Origin of the sequence: Janthinobacterium sp. SUN128 (genome assembly GCF_030587275.1) — a bacterium.
GTDB classification, from domain to species: Bacteria; Pseudomonadota; Gammaproteobacteria; order Burkholderiales; family Burkholderiaceae_D; genus Janthinobacterium; species Janthinobacterium lividum.
In genome coordinates this window covers 1-25,196 of record NZ_JAPWHY010000004.1, presented here as the reverse complement: position 1 = coordinate 25,196, position 25,196 = coordinate 1, and the positions used below count along the sequence as shown (strand labels likewise).

The following is a 25,196-nucleotide window of genomic DNA, read 5'->3' as shown; positions in this document are numbered from 1 at the left end:
TATGTCGCGCGCTCGTGCGCGGACGGTGCCGCAGCTGCGCAGGGTAGAATGAGCATAGTGCAGCGTTTGCCGCTGCGTAGCCTCATTACCGATTTCTTTGATTGCCCACAAATTTGAACACATTGCCCAAGTCGCGCCTGCAGCGCGCCAAGTACGCCTTGCCCAGCATGGTGACTTTGCTTTCGATAGCCTGCGGTTTTGCCAGCATCGTCATTTCCGTCGATAACGCGACTGTTGGCGACGCGGATGCCTACCGCCTGGCCGCCGCCTTGCTGGTACTCGCGGGTGTGTTCGATGCGCTCGACGGCTATGTCGCGCGCCTGACGAACACCAGTTCGCAGTTTGGCGTGCAGCTCGATTCCATCGCCGACGTGATGAATTTCGGCTGCGCCCCGGCCGTCCTGTTGTACTGCTATGGTTTTGTGCAGATGGGCGTGCACGATCCGCTGCTGCTGCGCTTTGGCGGCATGGCCAGCTTCTTCTTTGTCGCGTGCGGCGCCATGCGCCTGGCGCGTTTCAATGTGAACGTGGGGCGTACCGATCCCCTGTATTTCGTCGGCATGCCGATCACGGCCGGGGCCGCTTGCGTAGCGGCCGTGGTGGTGGCGTGGCCGGCGCCCATCGATTCCATGCTGCACAGCTATCTGCTGATGCTGCTGCTGGTGGGCGTGGGCAGCCTGATGGTGTCGACCTTGCGTTTCCCCAGCTCCAAGCAAAAGAAAAGCCTGGCCGCGCTGCTGGTGCTGATCGTCGCCATCGCCCTGCTGGTGTGGCTGAAGACCAGCTTCTTCGCGCTGTTCTTCGCCGTCTACATCGCCGCCACCCTGCTGCTCAACCTGGCGTGGTACCTGGGCTGGCGCGGTATTGCGCTGCCGCAGGTATTCAACGACCCTGACGAGATCGACTAGAACGCCTAACAACCTACTGCGCGTCGCGATTTGCGGCCTGCGATGCTCACTGACTCGGCGTCCCCGTGCATTCGCACAGCTGCGCTTCTTTGGCCAACGGGGGCGCCGAGCCTCACTGCCGCTCGCTACGGTTGTTAGACCTTCTAAGTATTAAGCCACCTCGTGCCCGCGCGCGGCGCGCAGGATGGCGAACCAGTCGCTGCGGCTGAGCGTGAACTGCGTGCCTTCCACGGCCACGCCCACGGCTTCGATGCGGCCCGTGCCCGTCAGCGGCAGGGGACGGCATGGCAGTTGCATGATCCAGGCAAACACCACGCTGGCAAACGGACGCTGCAGCTGGTCGGCGATCTGCTTGATGACATTGCGCAAATTCTCCACATTCGCGTCGCCGCCCTGGAACAGGCGGCCGCCCGCCAGCGGCGACCAGATCATCGGCGCCACCCCCACATCCTGCAAGCCGTCGAAGGTTTCATCGAACAGCGGTGTCACGTGCAGCGGCGAAAATTCCACCTGGTTCGTCACCAGCGGGAAGCGCCGGTACAGGCACTCGAACTGGTGGCGGCTGAAATTCGATACGCCAAAGTGCAAGACCTTGCCCGCCTGCTGCAGCTGGGTGAAGGCGCCTGCGATCTCGTCAAAATCCATCAGGGGGTCGGGACGATGGATCAGCAGCAAGTCCAGGCGGTCCGTGTGCAACTGGCGCAAGGTGTGTTCCACGGAACTGGTGATGTGCGCCGCGCTCGTGTCGTAATGCTGGATGGCGTGGCCGGGCCGGTGCGGCGACAGCAGCTTGATGCCGCATTTGCTGACCAGTTCCATCTTGTCGCGCAAGCCCGGCTGCAGGGCCAGCGCTTCGCCGAACAGGCCTTCGGCGCTGTAATCGCCATAGATATCGGCATGGTCGAAACTGGTCACGCCCAGCGCCAGGCATTGTTCGATGAAGGCCAGGCGCTGCTGCGCCGACATATTCCACTCGCCGATGCGCCACATGCCGGCGACGATGCGCGACAGTTCGGGACCGTTGCTGCTTAAACGGCTGCGCGGCGCTTGCAGGCTGGCGGGAAATACATGGCTCATGGGCTGGCTTTCTGATGGTGGCGAAGAAGGTGATGCCCCGATTATATCCAGTGCTACAGCATGCTGCGGATAAAGCGGCAGCAACGTTCCTGCAGGGCAGCGTCGAGCTGGCCGCCCAGCTGCATCTGGTACACCAGCGCCGATTGCAGCATGAAGGCAAACAGGCGCAGGTCGAGGTCGGCGCGCACGCCGATGTTGACCAGGCGCTGCACCACCAGGGTGATCCACGGCGCGACGATCTGCTCGCGAAAGCGCAGCTGCGCCGCCGCATCATTGTGGATCAGCACCAGGAGATCGCAGGTGAAGCGGCCATCGGCGTTCAGGTTGTCGAAGATGCGCGCGCAGATCGCCTCGATTTCCTGGCCGTCCGGCATGTCGAGCGCGCGCTGCAGCTTTTCCGCCGTGCGCTTGACGAGCGCGTCAAGCAGCATGTCTTCGCGGCGCGGCCAGCGCCGGTAGATCGTCTGGCGCCCCACGCCGGCCACGTCGGCCACCATCTGTATCGTCACGGCGTCGAGCCCATGCTGGCGCACCAGCATGACGATCGCCTCCAGTACCGCATCTTCCACGCCCGCCTTGCGCGGGCGGCCACGCACCGCTGCCTCTTTTTTAATCACGTCGAACCTGTCTCTGAATGTTTCTTTTAATTATGGTACGATGCGCACCGTAAATGCAAAGCAACTGCTTGTCAATCATGTTGGTCAATTAACCGGCAGGTTGATGCAGCGCGCCGCGATACTCCAGTCATCTCTAAGTGAAATCTGCAATCTCAGCGGCGCGTGCCCGCATTTTCTTTCTGACTCCCACATCCATCACTGTGGCGGCTCGTGCCGCCTGAGGAAAACCTATGAAAATCATCGGGATTTCGCCCCACCGGCGTAACTTCCTGCGCAAGGCCGTCGGCGCCGCGCCTGCCGTGGCCTTGCTGGCCGGCCCCGGCGGCGGCCTGGCCATGGCTGTCTCCAAGGATCAGCCTGCCTACAAACCGCGCTTTTTTGACGCCACCGAATGGGCCACATTGAGCGCACTGGTCGACCGGCTGATCCCGGCCGATGGCGAAGGGCCGGGCGCGCTGGAATCGGGCGCGCATGAATTCATCGACTTGCAGATGAACACGCCGTACGCGTATGGCGCGCTGTGGTACATGCAGGGGCCGTTCGTGCCCTCGATCGAACAGTTCGGCTACCAGTTCCACATGGCGCCGCGCGAGCTGTACAAGAGCGCCCTGGCCGGCGTCAATGCAGCCGTCAATAAACAGTCCGGCAAGCCTTTCGTGCAGCTGAATGCGGCCGAGCGCGATGCCGTCATCACGCAATTGCAAAAGGGAACCCTGGACATCGGCGCAGTGCCGGCCAAGGTCTTCTTCAACCAGCTGCTGCAAAACACGCGCGAAGGCTACTTTTGCGACCCCGTCCACGGTGGCAACAAGGACATGCTGGCCTGGAAGATGGTGGGATTCCCCGGCGCGCGCGCCGATTACATGGATTGGGTGGAGCAATACGGCAAGAAATACCCGCTGCCGCCTGTTTCTATCGCATAAGACTTTTTGTAGCAGATCAAAGAAAAAGAAAAACCATCATGAGTGATATCAAACCAGATGTAAAAATGAAGCCTGTCGATGCCGTGATTGTCGGCTTTGGCTGGACCGGCGCCATCATGGCCAAGGAAATGACGGAAGCGGGCTTGAACGTGGTCGCGCTGGAACGCGGCGAGTACCGCGACACCTATCCCGACGGCGCCTATCCGAAGACCCTCGACGAGCTGACCTACATCCAGCGCAGCAAGCTGTTCCAGGATATGTCGAAGAGCACGTTCACCTTCCGCCACAGTATCACTGGCGTGGCCGTACCGTACCGCCAGATCGGCGCCTTCAAGCCCGGCACGGGCGTGGGCGGCGCAGGTCTGCACTGGTCGGGCATGCACTGGCGCGTCTTGCCGGAAGAGCTGCAGATCCGCAGCCACTACGAACGCCGCTACGGCAAGAAATTCATCCCCGAAGGCATGACGATCCAGGACTTCGGCGTGACCTACGCCGAGCTGGAGCCGCACTTCGATTTCGTGGAAAAAGTCTTCGGCACTTCGGGCCAGGCGTATAAGGTCAACGGCATCGTCGTCGGCGACGGCAATGTGTTCGAGGGCGACCGCTCCGACAATTACGCGCTGGCACCGCAAAAAGTGCCGTACACGGCCGAACTGTTCCGCCGCGCGGCCAAGGCCGTCGGTTATCACCCGTTCGTCAACGCTTCGTCGAACGCGTCCGGCCCGTACACGAACCCGTATGGCTGCCAGATGGGACCGTGCAATTTCTGCGGTTTCTGCTCCGGTTACGCCTGCTACAACTATTCCAAGGCGTCGCCCAACGTCAACATCATGCCGGCCCTGCGCATGGTCTCCAATTTTGAATTGCGCGCCAATTGCAACGTCGTGCGCATCAATCTCGACGGCAGCAAGAAACGCGCTACCGGCGTGACCTACATCAATGCGGACGGCAAGGCCGTCGAGCAACCGGCCGATCTGGTCATCGCCAGCGCCTTTGCCTACAACAACGCGCATCTGTTTTTGCTCTCCGGCATCGGCAAGCCGTACGACCCCGTCAGCAATGAAGGCGTGGTGGGGCGCAACATCGCCTACCAGATGATGTCCACCATCCAGACCTTCTTCAAGGAAGACACGAACACCAACCCCTTCATCGGCGCCGGCGGCACGGGCGTCGCCCTCGATGACTGGAATGGCGACAATTTCGACCATGGCCCGCTGGGCTTTGTCGGCGGCTCGCCCGCCTGGTGCAACCCGGCCGGCTCTAAGCCCATCTCGGGCATCGCCACGCCGGACGGCACGCCCGCCTGGGGTTCTGCCTGGAAAAAAGCCGTCAAGAAGAGCTATTTGAACACGGTCTCCTTCGACTGCCACGGCGCCAACATGACGTATCGCGACTGCTATGTCGACCTCGACCCGACCTACACGGACAAGTATGGCCAGCAATTGCTGCGCTTTACCTTCGACTGGAAGGAAAACGACATCAAGATGAGCCGTTTCGTCACCGACAAGATGATGAAGGTGGCCGAGGCCATGAATCCGGAAGCGATCAAGGTGTCCGTCAAGAGCGTGGGCGACCACCTGGACTTGCGCAACTACCAGACTACCCACTGGGCGGGCGGCACGGCCATGGGCGCGGATCGCAAGACCAGCGTCGTCAACCGCTACCTTCAGAGCTGGGACGTGCACAACGTGTTTGCCGTCGGTTCCAGCGTGTTCCCGGTCGGTATCGGCTACAACCCGACGGGCCTCGCTTGCGCGCTGACCTACTGGTCGGCCAAGGCCATCCGCGAGCAATACCTGAAAGATCCCCGTCCCCTGGTCGCCTGATAAAGAACAAGAAGATGAACAACACATTCACCCATACCGTGGGCGCGCTGCTGCTGGCGCTCGCCTCCAGTACCCCCAGCATCGCCTGGTCTGCCACCACCCCGAACGCCCAGCTGATACGCCAGGGCGAATACCTGGCCCGCGCCGGCGACTGCATCGCCTGCCATACGGCCGGCACCAAGGGCCAGCCGTTCGCGGGCGGCCTGGGCATGGAAACACCGATCGGCAAGGTGTATTCCACGAATATCACGCCGGATAAAAAGGCCGGCATCGGCGACTGGAGCTTTGCCGATTTCGACAAGCTGATGCGCACTGGCGTGACGAAACATGGCTATACCGTGTATCCGGCCATGCCCTATCCGTCGTACTCGCGTTTGAGCGAGGCGGATATGCAGGCCCTGTACGCCTACTTCATGCATGGCGTGAAGGCGGACCCGACGCCGAACAAGGCGGCCGATATTCCATGGCCGCTATCGATGCGTTTCCCTTTGACCATCTGGCGCTGGGCGTTTGCCCCCACGCCGCAGCCCTACAAGGCGCCAGCCACGGGCGACGCGCAATTGCTGCGCGGCGCCTACCTGGTGCAGGGCCTGGGCCACTGCGGCGCCTGCCACACGGCGCGCGGCGTGGGCATGCAGGAAAAATCGCTGACGGACGAGGGTAATACCACCTTCCTGGCCGGCGGCGGCGTCATCGACGGCTGGTCCGTGCCCTCGCTGCGCAATGAGCATGGCGGCGGCCTGGCGCGCTGGAGCGCGGCGGAGATCGCCGAATTCCTCAAAACGGGCCGCAACAGCCACACGGCATCGTTTGGCGCCATGAACGATGTGGTGGCCCATTCCATGCAGCACATGACGGATGGCGACCTGGCGGCGATGGCGAAATACCTGAAGTCCCTGCCGCCGTCGAATCCAGCCACGCCGGCCTTCGTGGCCGATGACAAGCTGGGCAAGCAATTGTTCAGCGGTATCGTCAATTCCAAGGGCGCGCAGCTGTACCTGGACCGCTGCGCCGGCTGCCACCGCTCCGACGGCAAGGGCTACGACAAGGCCTTCCCTGCGCTGGCCGGCAATGCCGTGCTGCAAACGAACGATCCCACGTCGGCTATCAACATCGTGCTGTCGGGTGGTGCCGTGCCGGCCACGCGCACGGCGCCGTCAGCGCTGACGATGGCGCCGTATGCCGACATTTTTAATGACGAGCAGACTGCCCAGGTGGTGACCTTCATCCAGACCAGCTGGGGCAACCGCGGCACGCCGGTAACGGCGGCGCAGGTGGCCAAGGTGCGCAAGGTGTCCGTGCCGGTGGAAGCGTCGCAGACGGAAGCGACGTTTGCGGCAGGCCGCCACGGCACCTTCCCGCCCGTGGCGCGCAAGCCGCATCTGAAGGATGCGCCGGCGAAGTAAAGTCTACGGACGAAAAAAATGCCCGCAGCATCTGCGGGCATTTTTTATGGGAGTGCTAACTGCTTATTTCATCCACAGGCGCATCGAATCCCAGGCGCGGCCGAAGATCGTGGCCTGGTTGATGGTTTCCAGCGCCACGACAGGCAGTTCCAGCAGGACCTTGTCGTCGACCATCATTTTCAGTTTGCCGACAGGGGCGTTTTCAGCCAATGGCGCGACCAGCGGGTCCTTGCGTTCCAGCACCGGTTTCATCTTGGCAGCCGTGCCTTTTGGTACGGTGACGAGCACATCGCGGGCGAAACCGATTTTCACGGTGCCTTTCGAGCCCTTCCACACTTCCGGCGTGGCCACGGCCTGGCCCTTCGAGTACAGCTTGACCGTATCGAAGTTCTGGAAGCCCCAGTTCAGCAGCTTCTGGCTTTCCTGCGTGCGGGCCTGGTCCGACGAGGTGCCCAGCACCACGGAGATCAGGCGGCGCTCGCCCGTGCCGCCTGGACGGCGGGCCGACGCGATCATGCAATAGCCGGCCGCTTCCGTATGGCCCGTCTTCATGCCATCGACGGTTGGGTCCAGCCACAGCAGGCGGTTGCGGTTAGGCTGGGTAATCTTGTTGTACGTAAAACTCTTGATGGAATCGATTTTGTAGAATTCCGGGTAGTCGGCGATCACGCGCTTGGCCAGCACGGACAGGTCTTGCGCCGTGGAATAGTTATCGGGGCTAGGCAAGCCATGCGGATTGGCAAAACGCGTGTTTTTCAAGCCCATGCGTTGCGCTTCGCGGTTCATCAGCACGACGAACGTGCCTTCATCGCCGGCAACGGCTTCAGCCAGCGCCACGGCGGCGTCGTTACCCGATTGAATCATCAGGCCGTGCAGCAAATCGTCGATCGAGACGGGGGTGGCCGGGTCGATGAACATCTTCGAGCTGCTCGAATCGACTTTCCAGGCGCGCACGGACACGTTCACTTTTTGGTCCAGTGCCAGTTTCTTTTCGCGGATGGCGGCAAACGTCAGGTAAGCCGTCATGATCTTGGTCAACGATGCCGGCTCGATGCGCGCGTCCGGATCTTGCGACGCAATGATCTGGCCACTGGTGGCGTCAAGCAACAGCCAGGACTTGGCGGCGATGGTCGGGGCTGGAACGCTCTGGGCGTAGGCGGCGGAAAAGAAAAATACACTGGAGGCCAGTGCCGCTAAAAGTTTTTTCATGGGGCTGGTCTGCGAGAAAAAGATGAAGGCTGAGGGCCATGCTGTTGCTACCTGCATGGCCGCGTGGAAAAAACGGATCAATTATAGCCGTGGAGGCGCTAGTAAGCCCACACTTCAATGATCATCTGCTGCGATTGCGGGTTTGTCACCATGCCACAGGGCAATCACGAGGTTCTTGATGTGGTTGAGCTTGCGGTGGAAAAAGTGGTCGGCGCCGGGGATCACGATCACGGGAATGTCTTGTGGACGGGCCCAGTCGAAGACGGCGGACAGGGGAATCGTGTCGTCCAGTTCGCCGTGGATCAAGATGGTGTCGGCGGGAATATCGGCCATGGCCCACTTGCCGGCCGCGCTGCCGATCAGCGCCAGGCGCTCGGCGGGTGTGCCGGCGGCAGCCAGGCGCTCCTGCAGTTTCGATTGCACGAAGGTGCCGAACGAGAAACCGGACAAGGCCACGGGCAAGCCCGGGTACAGGCCGCGCATGTGTTCATACAGCAATTGCATGTCGTCCGTTTCGCCCGCGCCATGGTCATGCACGCCTTCGGAAGCACCCACGCCGCGGAAGTTGATGCGCGCCACCACGTAACCGAGGGCGACAAACGCGCGCGCCAGGGTTTGCGTGACCTTGTTATCCATCGTGCCGCCATACAGCGGATGCGGATGGGCAACGAGGGCGATGCCGCGCGGAGTGTCTGCCGGGAAATCGAGCAAGCCTTCCATGCTGCCTGCATGGCCGGCGAGGGTAAATTTTTCCGAGTTTCTGTTCATGATGCTCATACTGGTGGGTATCTCTTAAATTGGCATTAAATCTTGAGGCGTTCGACAATTTTGCCGCCCACCAGGTGCGTATCGATGATTTCATCGATATCGCTGGTGTCGACATAGGTGTACCAGGTCGCTTCCGGGTAGATCACCAGCAGCGGGCCTTCTTCGCAGCGGTCCATGCAGCCGGCCTGGTTGATGCGGATCTTGCCCGCGCCATTCATGTCGAGTTCCTTGATGCGGCGCTTGCAATGCTTTTGCGCCGCTTCCGCGCCATGGTCGCCGCAGCTGTTGCGGCCGTCTTCACGTTTATTCATGCAGAAAAAAACGTGGCGTTCAAAATACGGTGCGTCGCTCATACTATTCTCCTGCTGATTCATCAATGCGCCATGATAACGCTTATGGGTGGTCTTCGCGACGCTGGCGCTGCACGTCTTCCTGCCGGTTCAGGCGGTGCGAGGGCAGACACAGGAACCACAGGGCCATGAAGGGCCACAGCAAGGCGAGGAATTGCGCCGCGCCATTGAAATTCAGGAACTTGCCTTGCACCCAGCCTTGCAAGGTTGACATGAAGTACGGGTTGATCGGCGTCGTATTCACCATCACCAGGCTCAGCAGCAAGGTGGCGGCCGCGATGCGGCGCTGCGCCACGTGCGGCGCGAACGCCAGGCCGCCCAGCATGATCAGGCCGATCAGGAAACCGCCCTGGGCGCCTGGCGTGATCCAGACGAAGGCGTTTTCGGGCGAAAACAGCAGCGCGCTGGCCATCGAGCGCACGGTCAGGGCGGCGGCGATGAGGATCAGCATCAGCACGGTGCGGGGCGCCGCGCGGCGCAGCAGGCACAGCAAGGTAAGCACGGCGCCCGTCATGCCGCACGCCGTGATGATAGTTTCCGAAAGCCAATATTGCTCGACGGTTAATATCACGTCGGGACGCAGATACGTGGCCAGGTCGATCTCCATGCCCGCCAGGCGCGACAGCCAGTCCGACAGGATGGGCAGCAGCTGGCCCAGGCCGAACAGATAGCCTTGCGGATAGATCTGCGCCAGCGGCCACAGGGCCACCAGCACCAGGCCCTGGCTGGCATGTTGGGCAAACCAGCGCTGGCGCAAGCGGTACAAATGGCTATGGTCGAGCAGCTTGCGCGCCGTCAGGGCGCCGATGATGGAACCGATGCAGCAGCCGGCCGAATTCGTATAAAAGTCCAGATTCGACGATACGCGGCTGGGCAAATAGGTTTGCACGGCTTCCATGCTGCCGGAAATCAACATGCCGCACAGGCTGGCGACGATGACGGCAAAGAAACCCGTGATGCGTGGAAACAGTGAATACACGATCAAGGCGCCCAGCGGGATGTAGCCGACGACATTGATGCCCACGTCAAAGCCTGTCCAGTAGCGGGGCATGCGCGTGTTTTCCAGGAACGTCAGCGGCGACAGGCCATTGCTGTGCCAACCCGTGAACGGAAACCAGCTGGCGTACACGATCAGGAAGACGTAGGCGAGCAGGGTCGCGCGCGACACGGGCGAGGAGCGGACGGGCGGCAGTGGTGCCGCCGGACTGGCGGGGGAAGCTGGCGCCGTCATTCTTTCGGGATGGTCAGCGTGCCCAGCCAGGTCAGCAGATCGGCGGCGATGGCGTCCGAGGCCGCCGCCAGCGCCTGCGCGCCCCCTTGCGCGTCGGCGCTGCTTGCCGGGCCGCTGCGGCTGAAGGTTTTCTGGTCGATCAGGCGGTGGCCGCGGAACAGCGAGGCGCGCAGCGAGACATGGCCGCTGCTCTGCGTCTGCGTATCGAAAGCTTGCGAAAAATCATCGACGTCGATGCGCAGCAGGGGCATGCCGGCGGCCGCGTCCGTGGTCGACAGCACTTTCACGCCGCTTTGCGCCACGCGCGTTTTCAGGCGTTGGCTCAGCAGTTGCAGCGGCGGCGTGTTCCAGCGGTTGTAGGCGTACGGGCGCGATTGCTGCGCATCGGCGTACAGCAAGCGGTAGTACATGCGCTGGCTGTCCAGCCAGGAGGGACCGTTGGCGTCGGCGATCACCAGCACGGGCACGGCTGGCGCCGCCGGCTGCGGGGCGGCCAGCGGCGCGGCGGGGCCGAAATCATAAAACGTGGGGACGGGGCCGCGGCTGGCGCAACCGCCCAGCAGGAATGCGGCGGCCAGGACGAGTGCGCTGAGATTGCGTGGGATAGGCATGCGGTGTTCTCCTTATTTGCCCGGTGCCGAAAAACCGGGCTCGCCCGGGCCGGGCGGGATGTCTGGGGCGCCGAACAAGATGCTCTGCGGCTGTTCATTGAGCGTGCTCATGGTGGTTTTCAGGGCGCGCATCGAGGAGCGCGCCTCGCCGCTCAGCTCGATTACCTGTGGCAAGACTTCCAGCGATACGCCATTGGCCACCGTTTCCACCGAGTTGCCGACCCGGTCGACCGTGCCATTGACCTTGTCGAGCACGCCGCCGGGCGCCTGGATATCGTTGCCCAGCTTTTTCCACGTGGCCGTCAAGTCCGACACGTTCTTGCCGGCCGTGCTGACGGCCGTCAGGGTTTGCCGCGTCTGTTCCGTCAGTTGCGGCAATTGCGTCAGGGTCGGCTCGAGCTGCTGCGGAATGGCGCCAAAGGCCTTGGCCGCCTTGCCCACTTCATTGAAGGCGCCCAGCATGGCCGCCTGGTTCTCGGGGCTGAGCAGGTTGTTGACCTTGTTGGTGATCTGTTCGGCCTGGTCGAGGATGCGTTTGCCGCGCTTTTCCAGCTGGTCGAGCAAGCCCGCGCGCAGGGGAATCAGCGACGGCTTGTCCTTGCTGGTGCCCAGCAGTTTCGAGCCCACCTGTTCATCGTCGAGCTGGATGTAGGCGATACCCGTCACGCCCTGGTAGCCGAGGGTGGCAAAGGTGGTGTTGGTGACGGGGGTATCGGGCGCGACGCTGATGTGCACGAGGATTTGCCCCGCCTTTTGCGTGTCGAAGTCGATGGCGTCGACCTTGCCCACTTCCAGGCCCCGGTAGCGCACGGTCGCCTGCGGGTTCAGGCCCGGCACGGACAGGGTGGTGGCGAGCAGGTAAGGCACCCGTTCCACGCGGTCGCGGTTGAACCAGACGCCGAACAGGATGGCGGCCACCAGCAGGGTGAGTGTAAAAAATCCCGTCATCAGGGCATGTGATCTGTTTTCCATTACTTCTCCGCTTTCTTGTCTGTGCCGGCATCGTCGCCTGGCTGCGCCGCATTGCCCGCCGCCGCCTGTTTCTCATCGAGAACGGCCAGCGCGCGCTTGCCGCGGTCGCCGAGGAAAAATTGCTTGATGAACGGGTGGTCGACTTCGATCACCTCGCGCGTGGGGCCTATGGCGATCACGTGTTTTTCCGCCAGCACGGCGATGCGCGTGGACAGGGCGAACAAAGTGTCGAGGTCATGCGTGACCATCACCACTGTCAAGCCCAGTTCGCGGTGCAGCGACTGGATCAGGGCGACAAAACTTTCCGACAGGTCCGGGTCCAGGCCCGCCGTGGGTTCGTCGAGGAATAATAATTTCGGTTCCAGCGCCAGGGCGCGCGCCAGCGCCACGCGCTTGATCATGCCGCCCGACAAGTCCGAGGGCATTTTCAGTGCATGTTCCGGGCCCAGGCCCACCATATTCATCTTTAATAGTACCGCGTCGTGCACCAGGGCTTCGGGCAGCACGCGCAATTCGCGCATGGGCTGGGCCACATTGTCGAATACGGTCAGGGCCGAATACAGGGCGCCTTGCTGGAACAGCATGCCCCAGTGGTTGCGCAACTGTTGCAGCTGGTCGGAACTTGCCTGGTTGATATCTTCGCCAAAGACTTTGACGCATCCCCGCGCCGGATGTTCCAGGCCCAGCATCTGGCGCAGCAGCACCGTCTTGCCCGTGCCGGAGCCGCCCACGATGGAAAGGATCTCGCCCCGTTCGATTTCCAGGTTCAAGTCCTGGTGCACGACGGTGCGGCCGAACTTGGTCCACAGATTGGTGATGTCCACCACGGGCGCGTCGCCGTGCAGGTTGAACTGGCCTTCCTTGCCGGTGCCGCAAGCGATATTGGTGTCGTCCGCCATCAGTAGCCCACTCCATTGAAGACGATGGCGAACACGGCGTCGGCCAGGATCACGACCGTGATGGCCGTGACGACGGCGGTGGTGGTGCCGCGCCCCAGGCTTTCCGTGTTGGCCTTGATGCGCAGGCCGAAGTGGCACGAGACCAGCGCGATCAGCATGCCGAAGATGACGCCCTTGCCCAGGCCGATCATGTAGTTGGCCAGCGGCACGGCGTCGGGCAGCTTCTGGATGAAGTAGCGCGCCGACAGGTTCAGTTCCACCTTGGCCGCCACCATGCCGCCGATCAGCGCGGCCGTATCCGTCCAGATGACGAGCAGGGGCATGGAAATGGCCAGGGCCAGCACTTTCGGCATGATCAGGCGGAATCCATGCGAAATGCCCATCACCAGCATGGCGTCGAGCTCTTCCGTGACGCGCATGACGCCCAGCTGGGCCGTGATGGACGAGCCCGAGCGGCCGGCCACGAGGATGGCGGCGAGCAGCGGCCCGAGTTCGCGGATGACGCTCATGCCCAGCAGGTTGACCAGGTAGATGTCGCCGCCAAAGGCGCGCAGCTGCTGCGCGGACAGATAGGACAGCACCACGCCGATCAGAAAGCCGACGAGGGCCGTGATGCCCAGCGCCTGGAAGCCCGCATGGAAGATATTGGCGGAAATTTCACGCCATGGCCCGCGCATCGGATGGCGCGCGAAGCGGCCGATATCCTGCGTCACCTGGCCCACGAGGGCAATAAAACCCTTCAAATGTTCGAAAAACAGCAGGATGGCCATGCCCAGTTTCATCACGGGCGTGAGGCGGTTGGCGCGCGAGGGCGGCGTTTCCAACGGCCCCGTTTCTTCGATGCGCCTGAAAAACTCTTCCTGCGACGGCGCCAGGGTCAGCTGCGCCGGACGCTGCTTGCCCCAGGCATTCCAGAACAGCTGGGCGCCGATATGGTCCATGCTGTCGATGGCCGACAGGTCCCATTGCGCCTTGGTATCGCCCTGCAAGGGCTTGAGCTGGGCATCGATGGCCTTGATGGCATTGTCATGCGCCAGCGCGTGCACCTGCCAGGTGCCGCTGGCAGTGACAAGGGCTCCCTGTTGGGAGCTGGTCTGGGAGAGGGTCAGTTTCGGCGATTGTACAGTCGGCATCGTGCCAGTTTAAGGGAGAATGGCGCAGACCGCCACCGCTGTTCAATCGCCAGCCTGTCAGGAAGCCAGATGGCGTGCCTGCCGCTGCGGCAGGGCCACGTCCGGGCGCACCTTGGCGCCGCTAGTACTCACTTCGCTTGGCTTGCCATGCACGGCCGCCTGCGCGCCGCCCGCATAGTCGCTGGCCAGCAGGGCATTGGCCTCGACCGCGCTCATGCCGCGCGTCTGCAGCCATTGCGCCACCAGCTTGGCCAGGCGTTCCATGGCGATGCGGTGGGTGGCATCCGTGTGGGCGTACAGCCAGTTCGAAAAATCCATGAAGTTTTCAAAAGGCGCATCACCGAGCATCCATTGCACCGTATTGGCGAAGCGGCCGGAGTTGGCCACCAGGTCCCAGTAGCGGGCGAAGCGCACGAGGCGCTGCATGCTCATGAAATCGAGCTGTTTATTCGCCAGGATGGTATAGGGCGGGTGCGGATCGAACACCATGCCATAGTTTTCCGTATGGCGGATGATGGGCGTGCCGCGCAGCCGCTTTAATATGCCGAACTGGATTTCATGCGGTTTCAAGGCCACCAGCTTGTTGAAGCCGGCCGCGAAACTCGCTTCATCCTCACCCGGCAAGCCGGCGATCAAGTCCACGTGCAGGTGGGCGTTCGATTCCTCGCACAGCCAGCGGATGTTGTCGGCCGCCTTTTGATTGTCCTGCTTGCGGCTGACCAGCGATTGCACGTCCGGATTGAAGCTCTGGATGCCGATCTCGAATTGCAGCGCGCCGGGCGGGAACTTGCTGATGCCTTCTTTCAAGGCATCGGGCAAGTGGTCGGGCACCAGTTCGAAGTGGGCATAGATGGGATCGTCCGGGTTCGCCTCGATCTTGTCCAGAAAGAACTGCATGATCTTCAAGCTGGTCTTGATGTTCAGGTTGAAGGTGCGGTCGACGAACTTGAACAGGCGTGCGCCGCGCGCATGCAGGGATTCCATCTCGGCGAGGAAATTTTCCAGGGCGAAGGGCCAGGCCGTCTTGTCGAGCGCGGACAGGCAGAATTCGCACTTGAACGGACAGCCGCGCGATGCTTCCACGTAAATCGTGCGGTGGCGGATATCGTCGTCTGTATACAAGGAGTAGGGCAGTTGCAGTTCCGCCAGCGGGGCTTGCACGCCGGCATGGATCTTCATCAGCGGCTTCGGCCCGTTGAGGATCTCGCCGCACAGCTTGGGGAAGGTGACGTCGCCCCAGCCCGTGATCAGGTAGTCCGCCAGTTTGACGATCTCTTGCTCGCCCGCCTCATGCGACACTTCCGGCCCGCCCAGCACGATGATGACCTCGGGCGCCACGCGCTTGAGCATGGCCACCAGCTTCGTTGTTTCCTCGACGTTCCATATGTACACGCCAAAACCGATGATGCGCGGCTTGTTGACGAGGATGCGCTCGACCAGTTCCGTGGTTTTCGTGCCGATGACGAATTCCTGCAGCCGCGTCTGCGCCTGCAACGGCCCCATATTGGCCAGCAAATAGCGCAATCCCAGCGAGGCGTGGGTGTAGCGGGCGTTCAGGGTGGAGAGCAGGATGGTCATGGGAGGCGATGGAAACGGCGAAACCGCTATTTTACGCTGTCGCGTCACCGGTGCGCTGCGGCCAGAAATGCCATGTTACCATTTGTCAATAATTACTAACTTGTCAATGCTACGGCAGGGTAAAGGAATACACGGTGCTGGCGAAAAAAGTACAAGATAAAAAAGTGCTTAATAAAAAAGTCCTGGTCGGGGCACTTGCCGGGGTGGCGCTGGTGGCGGCCGCGCTGGTCGGCTACCGCGTCTTCGGCTGGGGCGCGATGGGGCCGGTCAACAGCCTGAAGCTGGATTTATCCCGGCCCGACGCGCTGGTGCGGACGAAAAGCCTGTCGACCTTGCCGCGCGACCTGCTGACGGTGCCGCTGGCGCGCGACGTGCTGCGCGAGGATTTCCTCTTCTATTACGAGCAGAGCGAAGACCGGCTGGGCCTGAAGGGCAGCTTGCGCCGCATCGCCTACGAACATGAGCTGGGATGGGGCGACCAGCTGCTGCGCATGGTGCTGGACCAGCCTGCGGAAGTGGCCCTGTGGCGCGACGCCGACGGCTCGCTCAAGCACTTCGCCATCGCCGTGTCGCGTGGCCAGTTGACGCGCCTGCTCGAGGAAGCGGGCAAGATCGCCTTGAAGGATACGCAAATGCGCGTGGCCGGCAGCTTGCGCGTCGATGGCGGCCAGGTGCCGGTATACGCGCTTAATTACGCCTACCAGCGCACCTTGCTGTTTGCCGCGCACGGCCAGCGCCTCGTCATCCTGTCCCATCCCGGCATGCTGTATGGCGGCAGCGATGGCAAGAATGGCGATGGCACGGCCGAGAAAACCGTGGCCAGCCTGCTGGCGCCGGAGCCGGCCAAACAGAATGTCTTTCATCCGCAGTTCCATCTCGACAGCGCCGCGCCCGAGGGCCACAGCATCGCCGTCAAGGCGGACTTCCTGTCATTCGGTTACCAACCCTTCTTTGGCGCGCTTGAAGCGCTGCGCTTCGATTTCAGCAAGGGCGCCTGGCAGTCCAAGGTGCTGCTCAATGCCGACAAATTGAACAAGAGCGGCAAGGGCGGCTACGACAGCAGCGCCTTGTGGCCCGTGCTGCCGCACAACCCGAGCGCCTGTTTCAGCGTGCCGGTGGACTGGACCGCGCTGCAGCCCGTGCTCAAGCGCCTGGGCGACAAGACATCGGCGCCGGTGGTGCCGCTGGCCGGACACTTGCAAGGGCCGGCCGCCGCATGCTGGTACGGTACTTCGCGCCTGCATACGCCCGTCTTTGTCGCCACCCGCAGTGCGCAGGCCGGTGATGACGCTGTATATGGCAGCCTGTTCGAGGCGGCCATCGGCGGCAAGGACCCCGTGCGCAAGACCACTGGCAAGGATGCTAAAGGTGAGTTCGTGCGTTGGGAGCGCAGCGTCGCCACGGCCCTGGGCCAGTCCGCGCCGGCGCTGGCCGTGGCCGGTAATACGGTGGTCTTTTCCGCTGACGGCAAGCTGGTGGACCAGGTGCTGGCCGTGCGTCGCAAGCAGGCGCCGGCCGCCAGCGACCTGCTGCCCGATGCTTCCCGCACGATCGGCCTGATCGCGCCGGCATCGCTGGCCCGCCTGATCCAGCTGGAAGCCTTCGATACCCTGCCGGCGAACAACGAACCGGTACTGCGCGCGGCCGCCAACGAACACCTGGTGCCGCGCCTGAACGCCTTGAAAAAATACCCGCCGCTGCGCATGGTACTCAAGCGGCAGCCAGCCAGCGGCACGTCATGGGAAACGCTGGAATGGCAGGAGACCGCGCGATGACGGTACGGCATGCGCGCCGTGCCGCCTTGCGATTGCTGGCGGCCTGCGCCGCCACCGTGGCAATGCCCGCGTGGGCCCTGCGCGCGGCCGCCGAACCGCAAGTGCAGCTGTCGCAGGCCCAGAGCCGCGCCTTCCAGGCATGGATGCTGCGCATCGTCAATGCGCAGATCGAACGCGGGCCGTCACCGCGCTGGACGCACCGCGATTGCGCCGGCCTGGTGCGCTTTGCCGTCAACGAAGCCTTGACCGTGCATGACGCGAAGTGGCTGCATGCGAACGGCATCGCCAGCGACCGGCGCCTGCCGCCCGAGCTGGAACTGAATGAGGCCCAGGCGGCCTTACGCAACCGCTGGATACAGGCGGACGGCAAGGTCGGCCACTTCGTCACGGCGCTGGCGCTGGTGCAGCACAACAGCCGTTTCATCGCCCGCGAAATCAGCCAGGCGCTGCCCGGCGACCTGCTGTTTTTCGACCAGGGCGACGAACAGCACCTGATGGTCTGGATGGGGGCGCGCATCGCCTACCACACCGGCACCGTCACCCCCGACGACAATGGTCTGCGGACCGTCGATATCAAAGAACTTACGAGCTGGAAGGACACGCGGTGGCAACCTGTGGTCAACAATCCGAATTTCGCCGGTGTGTTCCGGCTGGCGTTCCTGTCATGAAGCTTCTCATGAAGCTGCTATTTGCCGGCCTGCTGGCGCTGGTGCTCATAGGCGGTGCCTCCGCGCAGCAGCGCGAACCGAGCAACTACAGCACCTTCAAGGGCGAGCCCTTCTTCCTGCTGTCGGACGCCAGCTACGGCAGTCTTGACGAAGCGCGCGTGCGGCTGGAAGTGCCGGGCCGCGATATGGGACGCATGAACCTGGAAGCGTATTCGGGCGCGGACATCGTCGTCTACCGCGTGCCCGAGCCGATGGAATTCCTGAAAAAGCAGCGCAATCTGCACCGCATCCAGGTCGAGGGCAATTACCAGGGCGAGGGCCTGGCCAATACGCTGAGCTTTCTGTGGGATAGCTGGTGGAAGCAGTCGCGCCTGGCCTGGCGCAAGCTGTTTTCCGGCGCCGCGCGCCGCGCGGTCACGAAAGAGCAGCCGCAACTGGCGACGAATGACGCGATCCGCAAACCGACCGTGTTCGCCAACCATCCGCAATACAAGCCGATCAAGGGCATGGAGCTGGTCGACAGCTTCCGCTATCCGATCTGGCAAGCCAAGGCCATCGCACCGCCGAAAGGCGTCAAGCTCGATGGCTCCAGCAGCGACTTCATCGTCGCCGGCGCCGGCAACGTGATGATACCGCTGGGTAAACGCAAGCCGGGCTTGTACCTGATCGAAGCGATCATCGGCGAGCACCGCGCCACCACCCTGGTGTTCGTGTCGGACACGGTGGCCGTCACCAAGGTATCGTCCGGCCAGATGCTGGTGTGGACGGCGCGGCGCGACAACAGCGCCGCCGTGGCTGGCGCCAGCGTGGCGTGGACGGACGGCACCGGCGTGCTGCAGTCGGCCACTACGGGTGCAGATGGCGTCGCCTCGCTCGAGCGCGGCAGCCCGGAACATACGTATGTGCTGGGCCAGGACCGCGACGGTGGCGTGTTCGTGTCCGAGAATTTTTACTATGACAGCGAAATCTATAACACCAAGATTTATGCGGTAACCGACCGGCCCCTGTACCGGCCCGGCGACGAAGTCAACGTCAAGTTTTTGGGACGAGAATTCACTTCGGCGCGCGCATCGCAGGCGGCAGCTGCTGCGCCGCTGAGCCTGACCGTGCTCAATCCGAACGGCACGCCGCTGCTGACGCAAACGCTGCAGCTGTCCGGCGACACGGGCGCCGACACGCGCTTCCGCCTGCCGACGGAAGCCACCGCCGGCGGCTATGAGTTGCGTTTCAATTACAAGGATGGCGCATATGGCGCGGCCTTCCGCGTGGCCGAATATGTCAAGCCGCATTTTGAAATCAACGTCCAGCCATCGAAACCGGAATTCAAGACAGGCGAGGCGGTCAAGGGCAGCATCGCGCTGCGCTACCCCGATGGCAAACCGGTGAAAAACGCGAAGATGACCTTGTCGCTGCGCAGCCAGCAAAACACCATGGTCGAGGGCGAACTGCGTTACAGCGGCCTGTTCCCCGTGGCGCTGAAAACCGAGGAAGTGACGAGCGATGGCAGCGGCAATGTGGACTTCACCTTGCCGCCCGCCGCCGATCCGTCGCGCTACATCTTGACCGTGCTGGCGACCGATGGCGCGGCCTACCGCGTCAAGACGACGCGCGAGCTGATGATAGAACGTTCGAGCAGCAGCTACCAGCTGAAGGCCGTGCGCCAGTTTTCCGATCCGGGCCAGGCCGTGCATTTCGACCTGGTGGCCGATGGCCAAAGCGCGGCCAAGCCCGTGCGCTGGGAGATGGTGCAGCTGGAAAAGCAGGGCAAGACCGAGGGCGCATTTGACCCGGCCGCCAAGGGCTGGGATGTGACATTCCCCGCATCGGGCTCGTATCAGCTGGCGCTGCGCGACGAGCGCGGCAATTTGCTGGCCGCCGCCAGCCACTGGGTGTCGGGTGACGGCGTGCAGGCGACGCCGGGCAGCATCGAGATCGTGCTGGACCGCGCCCGCTATCGTCCGGGTGATACCGCCGAAGCCTTGATCACTTTCTCCGACAAGGTCGACCAGGCGCTGTTCACGCTCGAGCGCGACAAGGTGGAACACCATGGCTTGATGGCCGGCGCCGCTGATTGGTACCAGGCGAAGCGCGTGGCGCCGCGGCAGTGGCGAGTGCGCATTCCCGTCAAGGAGGAGCATGGGCCGAACATGACGTTCTCGGTAGCCTATACCCGCAATGGCGATTTCGTCTTCGAGAACGCCGGCCTGCAAGTGATCGAGCCGCGCATCGCGCTGCAGTTCAAGAGCGACAAGGAGGTCTACCAGCCGGGCGAGAAGGTCACCCTGGACGTCAAGGCGACCCTGGACGGCAAGCCCCTGAGCACCCTGGTGGCGCTGGGCGTGGTCGATGAAATGATCTATGTGCTGCAGCCGGAAATCGCGCCGGACATCGGCGACTTCTTCTACCATCCGCGCCGCAACAACGTGCGCACCACGGCCAGCCTGTCTTTCATCAGCTACGACATGGCGCAGGGGCGCACAGCGGGCGCACCGGCGCGCCACAACTACAACGAGCGGGGCGTCAAGGTACTCGAACGTCCGCGCCGCGACAATATCGATACCGCGTACTGGTCGCCATCGCTGAAGACCGATGCCAATGGCAATGCGCGCGTGAGCTTCATCATGCCCGACGCGCTGACCCGCTGGAGGATCACGGGCCGCGCGATGGATGAGCAGGGACGGGTCGGCCAGCGCACCGCCTATCTGCGTTCGGACAAGAATTACTATGCCAAGTGGACCGCGCCGGACTGGATGCGCGCCGGCGATGCGCCGCGCGCTTCGGTGGCCGTGTTCAACCAGACGGGCAAGGAGCAGGCGCTCGACGTGGTGCTTTCCGGCGGTGCAGGCGGCACGCAAGCGAAGACGGAAAAACTGACCGCCAAACCGGGCGTCAATTACGTTGAATTTCCGCTCGCTGCAGGCGCTGCCGGACCGCTGCGCCTGGAGGTAAAACAGAACGGCAAACTGGTCGACGCGCTGGATACCGCTATGCAGACGCTGCCCGCCGCCTGGAGCAGCCCGCGCACGCTGGTGCTGCCGCTCGATGGCGCCGCTGGTGAGATTCCCCTCAAGCTGCCGGCGGATGCGCGCAATATCCGCCTCTCGTTCGCGCAAGGAGCCGCCAGCCACTTCGCGCGCATTGCCGACGATCTGATCGACTATCCGTATGGCTGCGTGGAGCAGACGGCGAGCCGCCTGATTCCGCTGGCGCTGGCCACGCAAAGCCTGGGAGCGGATGCCGGCGCGGCAAGCGAACGCCTGCAAACGCTGCTGACTGCGCAGCGCCTGCGCCTGGTGTCCATGGCCGGTCCGAATGCCGTCTTCGGCTGGTGGGGCAATGCCACGGCCGGCAATGCCTTGATGACGGCCTATGCCTATTACGCCGACTGGTACGCGGCGCGCGCGCTGCGCATCGAGCTGCCGCCCGAACACTGGAACAAGCTGCTGGCCGTCTACAGCGAACATGGCTTGAAGGACGCGATGGGCGACCGTGCGCTGGTGCTGTGGATGGCGCGCGAGATGGGCCTGCCCACGCAGACGCTGGCGGCGGGCCTGGTGGACGACAGCGCTATCGCCGTCCTGGGCGGCAAGCCGCGTCAGGCGGGCGACAGCGGTAGTCTGCTGCTGGGCGGAGCCCTTGACCGCGAAGCGCAAGCGATGTCGTTGGGCCTGGTGGCGCTGGTCGCCGCCCAGAACGGCATCGCCCAGCCGCATTCGCTGCAGCTGCAAGTGGCCAGCGCGTGGCAGGTGCTGCGCGAATCGAAAGCGCCGGTGGCGCAGGCCCTGCTGATGCTGGCTGGCGAAGTGCCGGCTACCCAGGCCGAGGCGGTGCTGGCCAGCGTGCGCGCCGAGATGCCGACCCTGGACCGCGCGATGACCTTGTTGTGGGTGCAAAAAAAGCTGGGCGGGGCATCGTTTGGCAAGGGGCCGGCCGTCGCGCCGGACGGCGCATGGCAAAAACGCGAGAGCCGCGGCGGCCAGCCGCTCTGGCGTTGGAGCGATGCCAAGGGCCTGCCTGACAAATTGCGTCTCGCTGCATCGACCTCGGCGCCGGCCGGCACGGTGGCTGTGCTGCAGTACGACAGCCACGCCGCCGAAACGCAGACCTTGCCGGTCACCGTCGAACGGCGCATCCTGCGCATGAAGGCGGGCAAGGGCGGCTACACGACGGAGCTGGTCAAGCCGGGCGAGGCGCTCAGCACGGACGCGCTGTACCTCGATGAAATCACCTTGAAAGCAGCGGCCGGCGCGAAGCACCGCTTTGGCTTGCTGGAAGTGGCGCTGCCGCCGGGCGCCATGGTCGAATCGACCACCTGGGGCATGGTCATGGCGGGCGACAAGCCGGCCGCGCTGGAACGTGCGCGTCATGCCGAGCGCCGCGACGGCTATGCGGTGCCGATCGAGCCTTTGGCCGGCGACGTGACCGTGCGCCATTTGATCCGCTTTGCACAGAAGGGCAGTTATGTGCTGCCGCCAGCGCGCTTTTATCGCATGTACCAGCCGGAGCAGAAAGCCCTCGAGGGCGGCGGCAAGACCACGCGCGCGTTGAAGGTCGAGTGATGCGTGTGGTACTTCCTGCGTTGATGGCGACCCTGCTGCTGGCCGCTCCTGCCCGGTCTGCGTCGCTGGATGTCGCCTGGTGGCGCGACGGCAAGACGGAAGTGCGGCAGTTGCGCCAGGGCGGTGCCGCGCCGCCGCCGTTTGACGGCGCGCGGCAAGTGCCGCTGGCCAGCCTGTGGAAGCTGTTTGTCTATGTATACGCGGCCGATAACAAGGTGGCGATGCCGGACTACCGCTGCGGCGGCCGCGATCCGGAAGAAGTGTATTGCTGCGATGCGGGCCAGAGCATCGGCCACGACGCGGCGCTGGCGCAGTCCTGCGGCCTGTTTTTCTCGCCAAGGCGTCTGATGATCGCGCCGGCTTCATGGCGCCAGTACTGGACGGGCCGCCTGGGTAGCGCACCGACAGGCGATTTTGCCTGGCTGTCCGACCCCGCGCAGCTGGCGCCGGCGCGCATGGTGCGCCTGGACAGTCTGCTGCGCGCGCTGGGCAGCATCCCGGCTGCCAGCCGCGCGGATGCCGAAGCGGCGCTGCTGCGCGTGGTGCTCGATGGGCGCGGCTTTGGTGCGGCGCGCTGGTTCGGCAGCCAGCTGCGCGTGAAGACGTATTCCTGGCACGAGCAGCGCCGGGCAGAAGAGCGTATCGGCGGCGCGGCCGGCTGGCTGGCCGACGGCACGCCGATCTGGTTTGGCGGCGCGGGTGGCAGCAGCAATGTCTTTGCACAGTGGGCGCCCAGACTGGCCGCCAGCTTGCCGCCAGTGGGCGCGGCCGACGATGGCGGCTGCGTGGTGGTCGATTACTTCAAGCGCTATCCGATCCGTGCCGTGCGCGGCGAGCGTGGCGTAGCCGCACCTGGCCCGCTCAATGGCCGCTACCATGTGCAATTCGAAAATGGCCAGAACCTGGCCCTGCGCAGCACCGGCGAGTTGATGCTGCTGCAGGAGAAGGGCGGCCGCCCGCAATTGCGCGGCCGCTTCGGTGTCAATGAATATGTGGCGCGCGTGCTCGACCGCGAAGCGAATACCGGCGAGCCGGAAGCGGCCAAGGCGCTGGCGATTGCCGCGCGCACGTATCTGCAGCAGAACGCCGTGACCGTGGCAGGCTGCCAGCAGATCGCCGACAGCAGTGCGACCCAGCGCGTCAGCCCCAGCCCCGCGACGCCGGCGGCGCTGGCGATTGCGCGCTGGACCGACCAGCTGATCGTCGATGGCGTCACCGTGCGCTATCACAGTAACCAGCCGTCCGAGGGGACCATGGCGTGGAGCGAGGCGGTGCGGCAAGCCAAACAGGGCAAGCACTATGATGAATTGCTGGCGGCGGCCTATCCCGGCGGCGCGCTGACCACCTTCGGCAATACCGGCGCGCGTTGCCAGCGCCTGGCGCAGAACGAGGATTGGCTGGCGCGGTCCGTGCCGCGCTGGCAGCGCGTGCTGCTGCGCGAGGCCGGCTACGAGGCGCCACCACAAGCGCCGCTCGTCTGCGCCTTGCAGAGTGGGGCGCCGTATTCGGAACAGTCGCGCAACCGTATCTTCATGCGGCCGCTGGCCACGCGCGAAGACCGCATCACTCTGGCCCATGAATACCTGCATCTTGGCCTGCGCCGTCATCCGCGCGGCCAGGACGAAGAATATGTCGAGCGGCTGGCCCGCCGGCTCGTCGACCTTAACCTGGAGGCCCTGTGAGTTTTTATATCCGTTGCTCGATTCCCCTGATGCTATTGCCACTCTGGGCGCAGGCCCAGGTCACCATCGATGCACCGAAGGGCGGCTGGCGCAATTCGGCCGGCGCGCGCGAGGACTATACGCAAGCGGTGAATTACCCCGCCGCGTCCGTCAACCTGCAGCCGGGCCAGGCCGAGACGGCGCAGATAAGGGGACGCATCGCAGGCGCCGTCAAGGGCAAGCCCGCTACTTTGGTGGTCAATGGCGTGGCGATGCCAATGGAAGTGGGCGAGGATGGCAGCTACGGACGCCCGTATGGCTTCGGCAGCGGCTCGAACAGCGTGGAAGTGCGCTCGCCGGATGGCAGGAGCCGCGCGCGCACCCAGTTTGTCGACAGCTACCAGGGCAAGACGCAGGCGCGCCTGCGTATCGTGCTGTCCTGGGACAGCGCCGGCACGGACCTCGATATGCACGTGGTCACGCCGGACGGTGGCCACGCCTGGTACGGCAATCGCGTACTGAAGGATGGCGGTGCGCTGGATGTGGACGTGACCACCGGCTATGGCCCGGAGATCTTTTCCAGCGCGGCCCCCCTGAAGGGCAATTATCACGTCTATGTCAATTACTACGGCAGCGGCGAGAACACCGCCATGCTGACTGTCGCCCGCATATCGGTCATCACCAATGAAGGCACGCCGCGTGAAAAGCTGCAGAGCTTCCAGGTACCGATGCGGGCTGCTGGCGAGCTGACCCTGGTGAAATCGTTCGTCTTGCCATAAATGGTCGAAAATGGCTCTTGCGGAGCCGCAGCACTATGGCTATAATTCGCCCCCTCGCTGAACGACGCATGCAAATGCAGCGTAAAGTGAGAAAAAAAGAAGGAGTTGACGGACGTAGCAAATTGCTTCATACTCTTCCTTCTTCGCAGCTGACAAACACAACGCTTTGTCGATAGCGCGAAAGCAGTAACCGAATACAGTTCTTTAACAATTAACAGTCGATAAGTGTGGGCATTTGATGTAAGT

20 protein-coding genes are annotated in these 25,196 nt (G+C 63.5%); 9 read left to right on the top strand and 11 right to left on the bottom strand.

The window, feature by feature from the left end; genetic code table 11:
- Window positions 1-167: 167 nt before the first annotated feature.
- Window positions 168-908 (top strand): CDP-diacylglycerol--serine O-phosphatidyltransferase, encoded by a 741-nt coding sequence (gene pssA, locus O3297_RS24220; RefSeq protein ID WP_225243950.1) that lies wholly within the window; start codon window positions 168-170, stop codon window positions 906-908.
- Between the two features lie 150 nt (window positions 909-1,058).
- Here pssA and O3297_RS24215 read toward each other — a convergent pair whose 3' ends face one another.
- Together O3297_RS24215 and O3297_RS24210 are read right to left on the bottom strand one after the other, a co-directional pair.
- The gene (locus tag O3297_RS24215; protein ID WP_305050501.1) at window positions 1,059-1,985 is read right to left on the bottom strand and encodes an aldo/keto reductase family oxidoreductase; all 927 of its coding nucleotides are present in this window, start codon (window positions 1,983-1,985) and stop codon (window positions 1,059-1,061) included.
- A gap of 53 nt (window positions 1,986-2,038) precedes the next feature.
- Complete coding sequence (locus O3297_RS24210) at window positions 2,039-2,581, bottom strand: TetR/AcrR family transcriptional regulator (protein WP_213086523.1); 543 nt, start codon at window positions 2,579-2,581, stop codon at window positions 2,039-2,041.
- A 251-nt stretch (window positions 2,582-2,832) separates the two neighbouring features.
- Between O3297_RS24210 and O3297_RS24205 the strand changes: the two genes are divergently transcribed.
- The 3 genes from O3297_RS24205 to O3297_RS24195 are packed head-to-tail and all read left to right on the top strand — an operon-like array spanning window position 2,833 to window position 6,757.
- Window positions 2,833-3,525, top strand: coding sequence for a gluconate 2-dehydrogenase subunit 3 family protein (locus tag O3297_RS24205; protein WP_305050499.1), 693 nt, complete (start codon window positions 2,833-2,835; stop codon window positions 3,523-3,525).
- A 38-nt stretch (window positions 3,526-3,563) separates the two neighbouring features.
- Window positions 3,564-5,351, top strand: coding sequence for a GMC family oxidoreductase (locus tag O3297_RS24200; RefSeq protein WP_052140055.1), 1,788 nt, complete (start codon window positions 3,564-3,566; stop codon window positions 5,349-5,351).
- Between the two features lie 14 nt (window positions 5,352-5,365).
- Window positions 5,366-6,757 carry a cytochrome c gene (locus O3297_RS24195; protein ID WP_305050497.1) on the top strand — a complete coding sequence of 464 codons (1,392 nt, stop codon included), beginning with the start codon at window positions 5,366-5,368 and terminating at the stop codon, window positions 6,755-6,757.
- 63 nt (window positions 6,758-6,820) lie between these two features.
- Here the strand turns inward: O3297_RS24195 and O3297_RS24190 are convergent, their stop codons facing one another.
- From O3297_RS24190 to O3297_RS24150, 9 genes are all read right to left on the bottom strand, one after another.
- A complete protein-coding gene (locus O3297_RS24190) occupies window positions 6,821-7,966 on the bottom strand; it encodes a D-alanyl-D-alanine carboxypeptidase family protein (RefSeq protein ID WP_034754313.1) in 1,146 nt (381 codons plus the stop codon).
- A 114-nt stretch (window positions 7,967-8,080) separates the two neighbouring features.
- Window positions 8,081-8,734 carry an alpha/beta hydrolase gene (locus tag O3297_RS24185; RefSeq protein ID WP_070280179.1) on the bottom strand — a complete coding sequence of 218 codons (654 nt, stop codon included), beginning with the start codon at window positions 8,732-8,734 and terminating at the stop codon, window positions 8,081-8,083.
- 35 nt (window positions 8,735-8,769) lie between these two features.
- Window positions 8,770-9,087 (bottom strand): ferredoxin, encoded by a 318-nt coding sequence (locus O3297_RS24180; protein ID WP_034781335.1) that lies wholly within the window; start codon window positions 9,085-9,087, stop codon window positions 8,770-8,772.
- Window positions 9,088-9,127: 40 nt separating this feature from the next.
- Window positions 9,128-10,315, bottom strand: coding sequence for a VanZ family protein (locus O3297_RS24175; protein ID WP_034781338.1), 1,188 nt, complete (start codon window positions 10,313-10,315; stop codon window positions 9,128-9,130).
- The gene (locus tag O3297_RS24170; RefSeq protein WP_305050491.1) at window positions 10,312-10,926 is read right to left on the bottom strand and encodes an ABC-type transport auxiliary lipoprotein family protein; all 615 of its coding nucleotides are present in this window, start codon (window positions 10,924-10,926) and stop codon (window positions 10,312-10,314) included. The genes O3297_RS24175 and O3297_RS24170 overlap by 4 nt, the downstream gene beginning before the upstream one ends.
- Before the next feature lie 12 nt (window positions 10,927-10,938).
- Window positions 10,939-11,898 (bottom strand): MlaD family protein, encoded by a 960-nt coding sequence (locus tag O3297_RS24165; RefSeq protein ID WP_034781344.1) that lies wholly within the window; start codon window positions 11,896-11,898, stop codon window positions 10,939-10,941.
- The gene (locus O3297_RS24160) at window positions 11,898-12,797 is read right to left on the bottom strand and encodes an ABC transporter ATP-binding protein (RefSeq protein ID WP_070253863.1); all 900 of its coding nucleotides are present in this window, start codon (window positions 12,795-12,797) and stop codon (window positions 11,898-11,900) included. The genes O3297_RS24165 and O3297_RS24160 overlap by 1 nt, the downstream gene beginning before the upstream one ends.
- Complete coding sequence (locus O3297_RS24155; RefSeq protein ID WP_034781349.1) at window positions 12,797-13,930, bottom strand: ABC transporter permease; 1,134 nt, start codon at window positions 13,928-13,930, stop codon at window positions 12,797-12,799. The genes O3297_RS24160 and O3297_RS24155 overlap by 1 nt, the downstream gene beginning before the upstream one ends.
- 57 nt (window positions 13,931-13,987) lie before the next feature.
- Complete coding sequence (locus tag O3297_RS24150; RefSeq protein ID WP_305050489.1) at window positions 13,988-15,508, bottom strand: B12-binding domain-containing radical SAM protein; 1,521 nt, start codon at window positions 15,506-15,508, stop codon at window positions 13,988-13,990.
- A gap of 164 nt (window positions 15,509-15,672) precedes the next feature.
- Between O3297_RS24150 and O3297_RS24145 the strand changes: the two genes are divergently transcribed.
- The 5 genes from O3297_RS24145 to O3297_RS24125 are packed head-to-tail and all read left to right on the top strand — an operon-like array spanning window position 15,673 to window position 24,950.
- Window positions 15,673-17,283, top strand: coding sequence for a DUF2138 family protein (locus tag O3297_RS24145; RefSeq protein ID WP_305050487.1), 1,611 nt, complete (start codon window positions 15,673-15,675; stop codon window positions 17,281-17,283).
- On the top strand, window positions 17,280-17,951 hold the full coding sequence (locus O3297_RS24140; protein ID WP_305050485.1) for a DUF1175 family protein: 672 nt from the start codon (window positions 17,280-17,282) through the stop codon (window positions 17,949-17,951). The genes O3297_RS24145 and O3297_RS24140 overlap by 4 nt, the downstream gene beginning before the upstream one ends.
- An 8-nt stretch (window positions 17,952-17,959) precedes the next feature.
- Window positions 17,960-22,510: an alpha-2-macroglobulin gene (locus O3297_RS24135; protein ID WP_305050484.1), complete on the top strand. Its 4,551-nt coding sequence runs from the start codon at window positions 17,960-17,962 to the stop codon at window positions 22,508-22,510.
- Window positions 22,510-24,192: a DUF2300 domain-containing protein gene (locus O3297_RS24130; protein WP_305050482.1), complete on the top strand. Its 1,683-nt coding sequence runs from the start codon at window positions 22,510-22,512 to the stop codon at window positions 24,190-24,192. The genes O3297_RS24135 and O3297_RS24130 overlap by 1 nt, the downstream gene beginning before the upstream one ends.
- 29 nt (window positions 24,193-24,221) lie before the next feature.
- A complete protein-coding gene (locus O3297_RS24125) occupies window positions 24,222-24,950 on the top strand; it encodes a YfaP family protein (RefSeq protein WP_070253868.1) in 729 nt (242 codons plus the stop codon).
- The last annotated feature ends 246 nt before the right edge of the window (window positions 24,951-25,196 follow it).

What these genes read in the sequence shown, in the direction of transcription:
- O3297_RS24170 (WP_305050491.1), bottom strand. Translation starts at nt 10,926, where the DNA reads ATGCCTATCCCACGCAATCTCAGCGCACTCGTCCTGGCCGCCGCATTC.
- O3297_RS24190 (WP_034754313.1), bottom strand. Translation starts at nt 7,966, where the DNA reads ATGAAAAAACTTTTAGCGGCACTGGCCTCCAGTGTATTTTTCTTTTCC.
- pssA (WP_225243950.1), top strand. Translation starts at nt 168, where the DNA reads ATGGTGACTTTGCTTTCGATAGCCTGCGGTTTTGCCAGCATCGTCATT.
- O3297_RS24185 (WP_070280179.1), bottom strand. Translation starts at nt 8,734, where the DNA reads ATGAACAGAAACTCGGAAAAATTTACCCTCGCCGGCCATGCAGGCAGC.
- O3297_RS24175 (WP_034781338.1), bottom strand. Translation starts at nt 10,315, where the DNA reads ATGACGGCGCCAGCTTCCCCCGCCAGTCCGGCGGCACCACTGCCGCCC.
- O3297_RS24140 (WP_305050485.1), top strand. Translation starts at nt 17,280, where the DNA reads ATGACGGTACGGCATGCGCGCCGTGCCGCCTTGCGATTGCTGGCGGCC.
- O3297_RS24150 (WP_305050489.1), bottom strand. Translation starts at nt 15,508, where the DNA reads ATGACCATCCTGCTCTCCACCCTGAACGCCCGCTACACCCACGCCTCG.
- O3297_RS24155 (WP_034781349.1), bottom strand. Translation starts at nt 13,930, where the DNA reads ATGCCGACTGTACAATCGCCGAAACTGACCCTCTCCCAGACCAGCTCC.
- O3297_RS24180 (WP_034781335.1), bottom strand. Translation starts at nt 9,087, where the DNA reads ATGAGCGACGCACCGTATTTTGAACGCCACGTTTTTTTCTGCATGAAT.
- O3297_RS24135 (WP_305050484.1), top strand. Translation starts at nt 17,960, where the DNA reads ATGAAGCTGCTATTTGCCGGCCTGCTGGCGCTGGTGCTCATAGGCGGT.
- O3297_RS24195 (WP_305050497.1), top strand. Translation starts at nt 5,366, where the DNA reads ATGAACAACACATTCACCCATACCGTGGGCGCGCTGCTGCTGGCGCTC.
- O3297_RS24215 (WP_305050501.1), bottom strand. Translation starts at nt 1,985, where the DNA reads ATGAGCCATGTATTTCCCGCCAGCCTGCAAGCGCCGCGCAGCCGTTTA.
- O3297_RS24130 (WP_305050482.1), top strand. Translation starts at nt 22,510, where the DNA reads ATGCGTGTGGTACTTCCTGCGTTGATGGCGACCCTGCTGCTGGCCGCT.
- O3297_RS24205 (WP_305050499.1), top strand. Translation starts at nt 2,833, where the DNA reads ATGAAAATCATCGGGATTTCGCCCCACCGGCGTAACTTCCTGCGCAAG.
- O3297_RS24160 (WP_070253863.1), bottom strand. Translation starts at nt 12,797, where the DNA reads ATGGCGGACGACACCAATATCGCTTGCGGCACCGGCAAGGAAGGCCAG.
- O3297_RS24200 (WP_052140055.1), top strand. Translation starts at nt 3,564, where the DNA reads ATGAGTGATATCAAACCAGATGTAAAAATGAAGCCTGTCGATGCCGTG.
- O3297_RS24125 (WP_070253868.1), top strand. Translation starts at nt 24,222, where the DNA reads ATGCTATTGCCACTCTGGGCGCAGGCCCAGGTCACCATCGATGCACCG.
- O3297_RS24165 (WP_034781344.1), bottom strand. Translation starts at nt 11,898, where the DNA reads ATGGAAAACAGATCACATGCCCTGATGACGGGATTTTTTACACTCACC.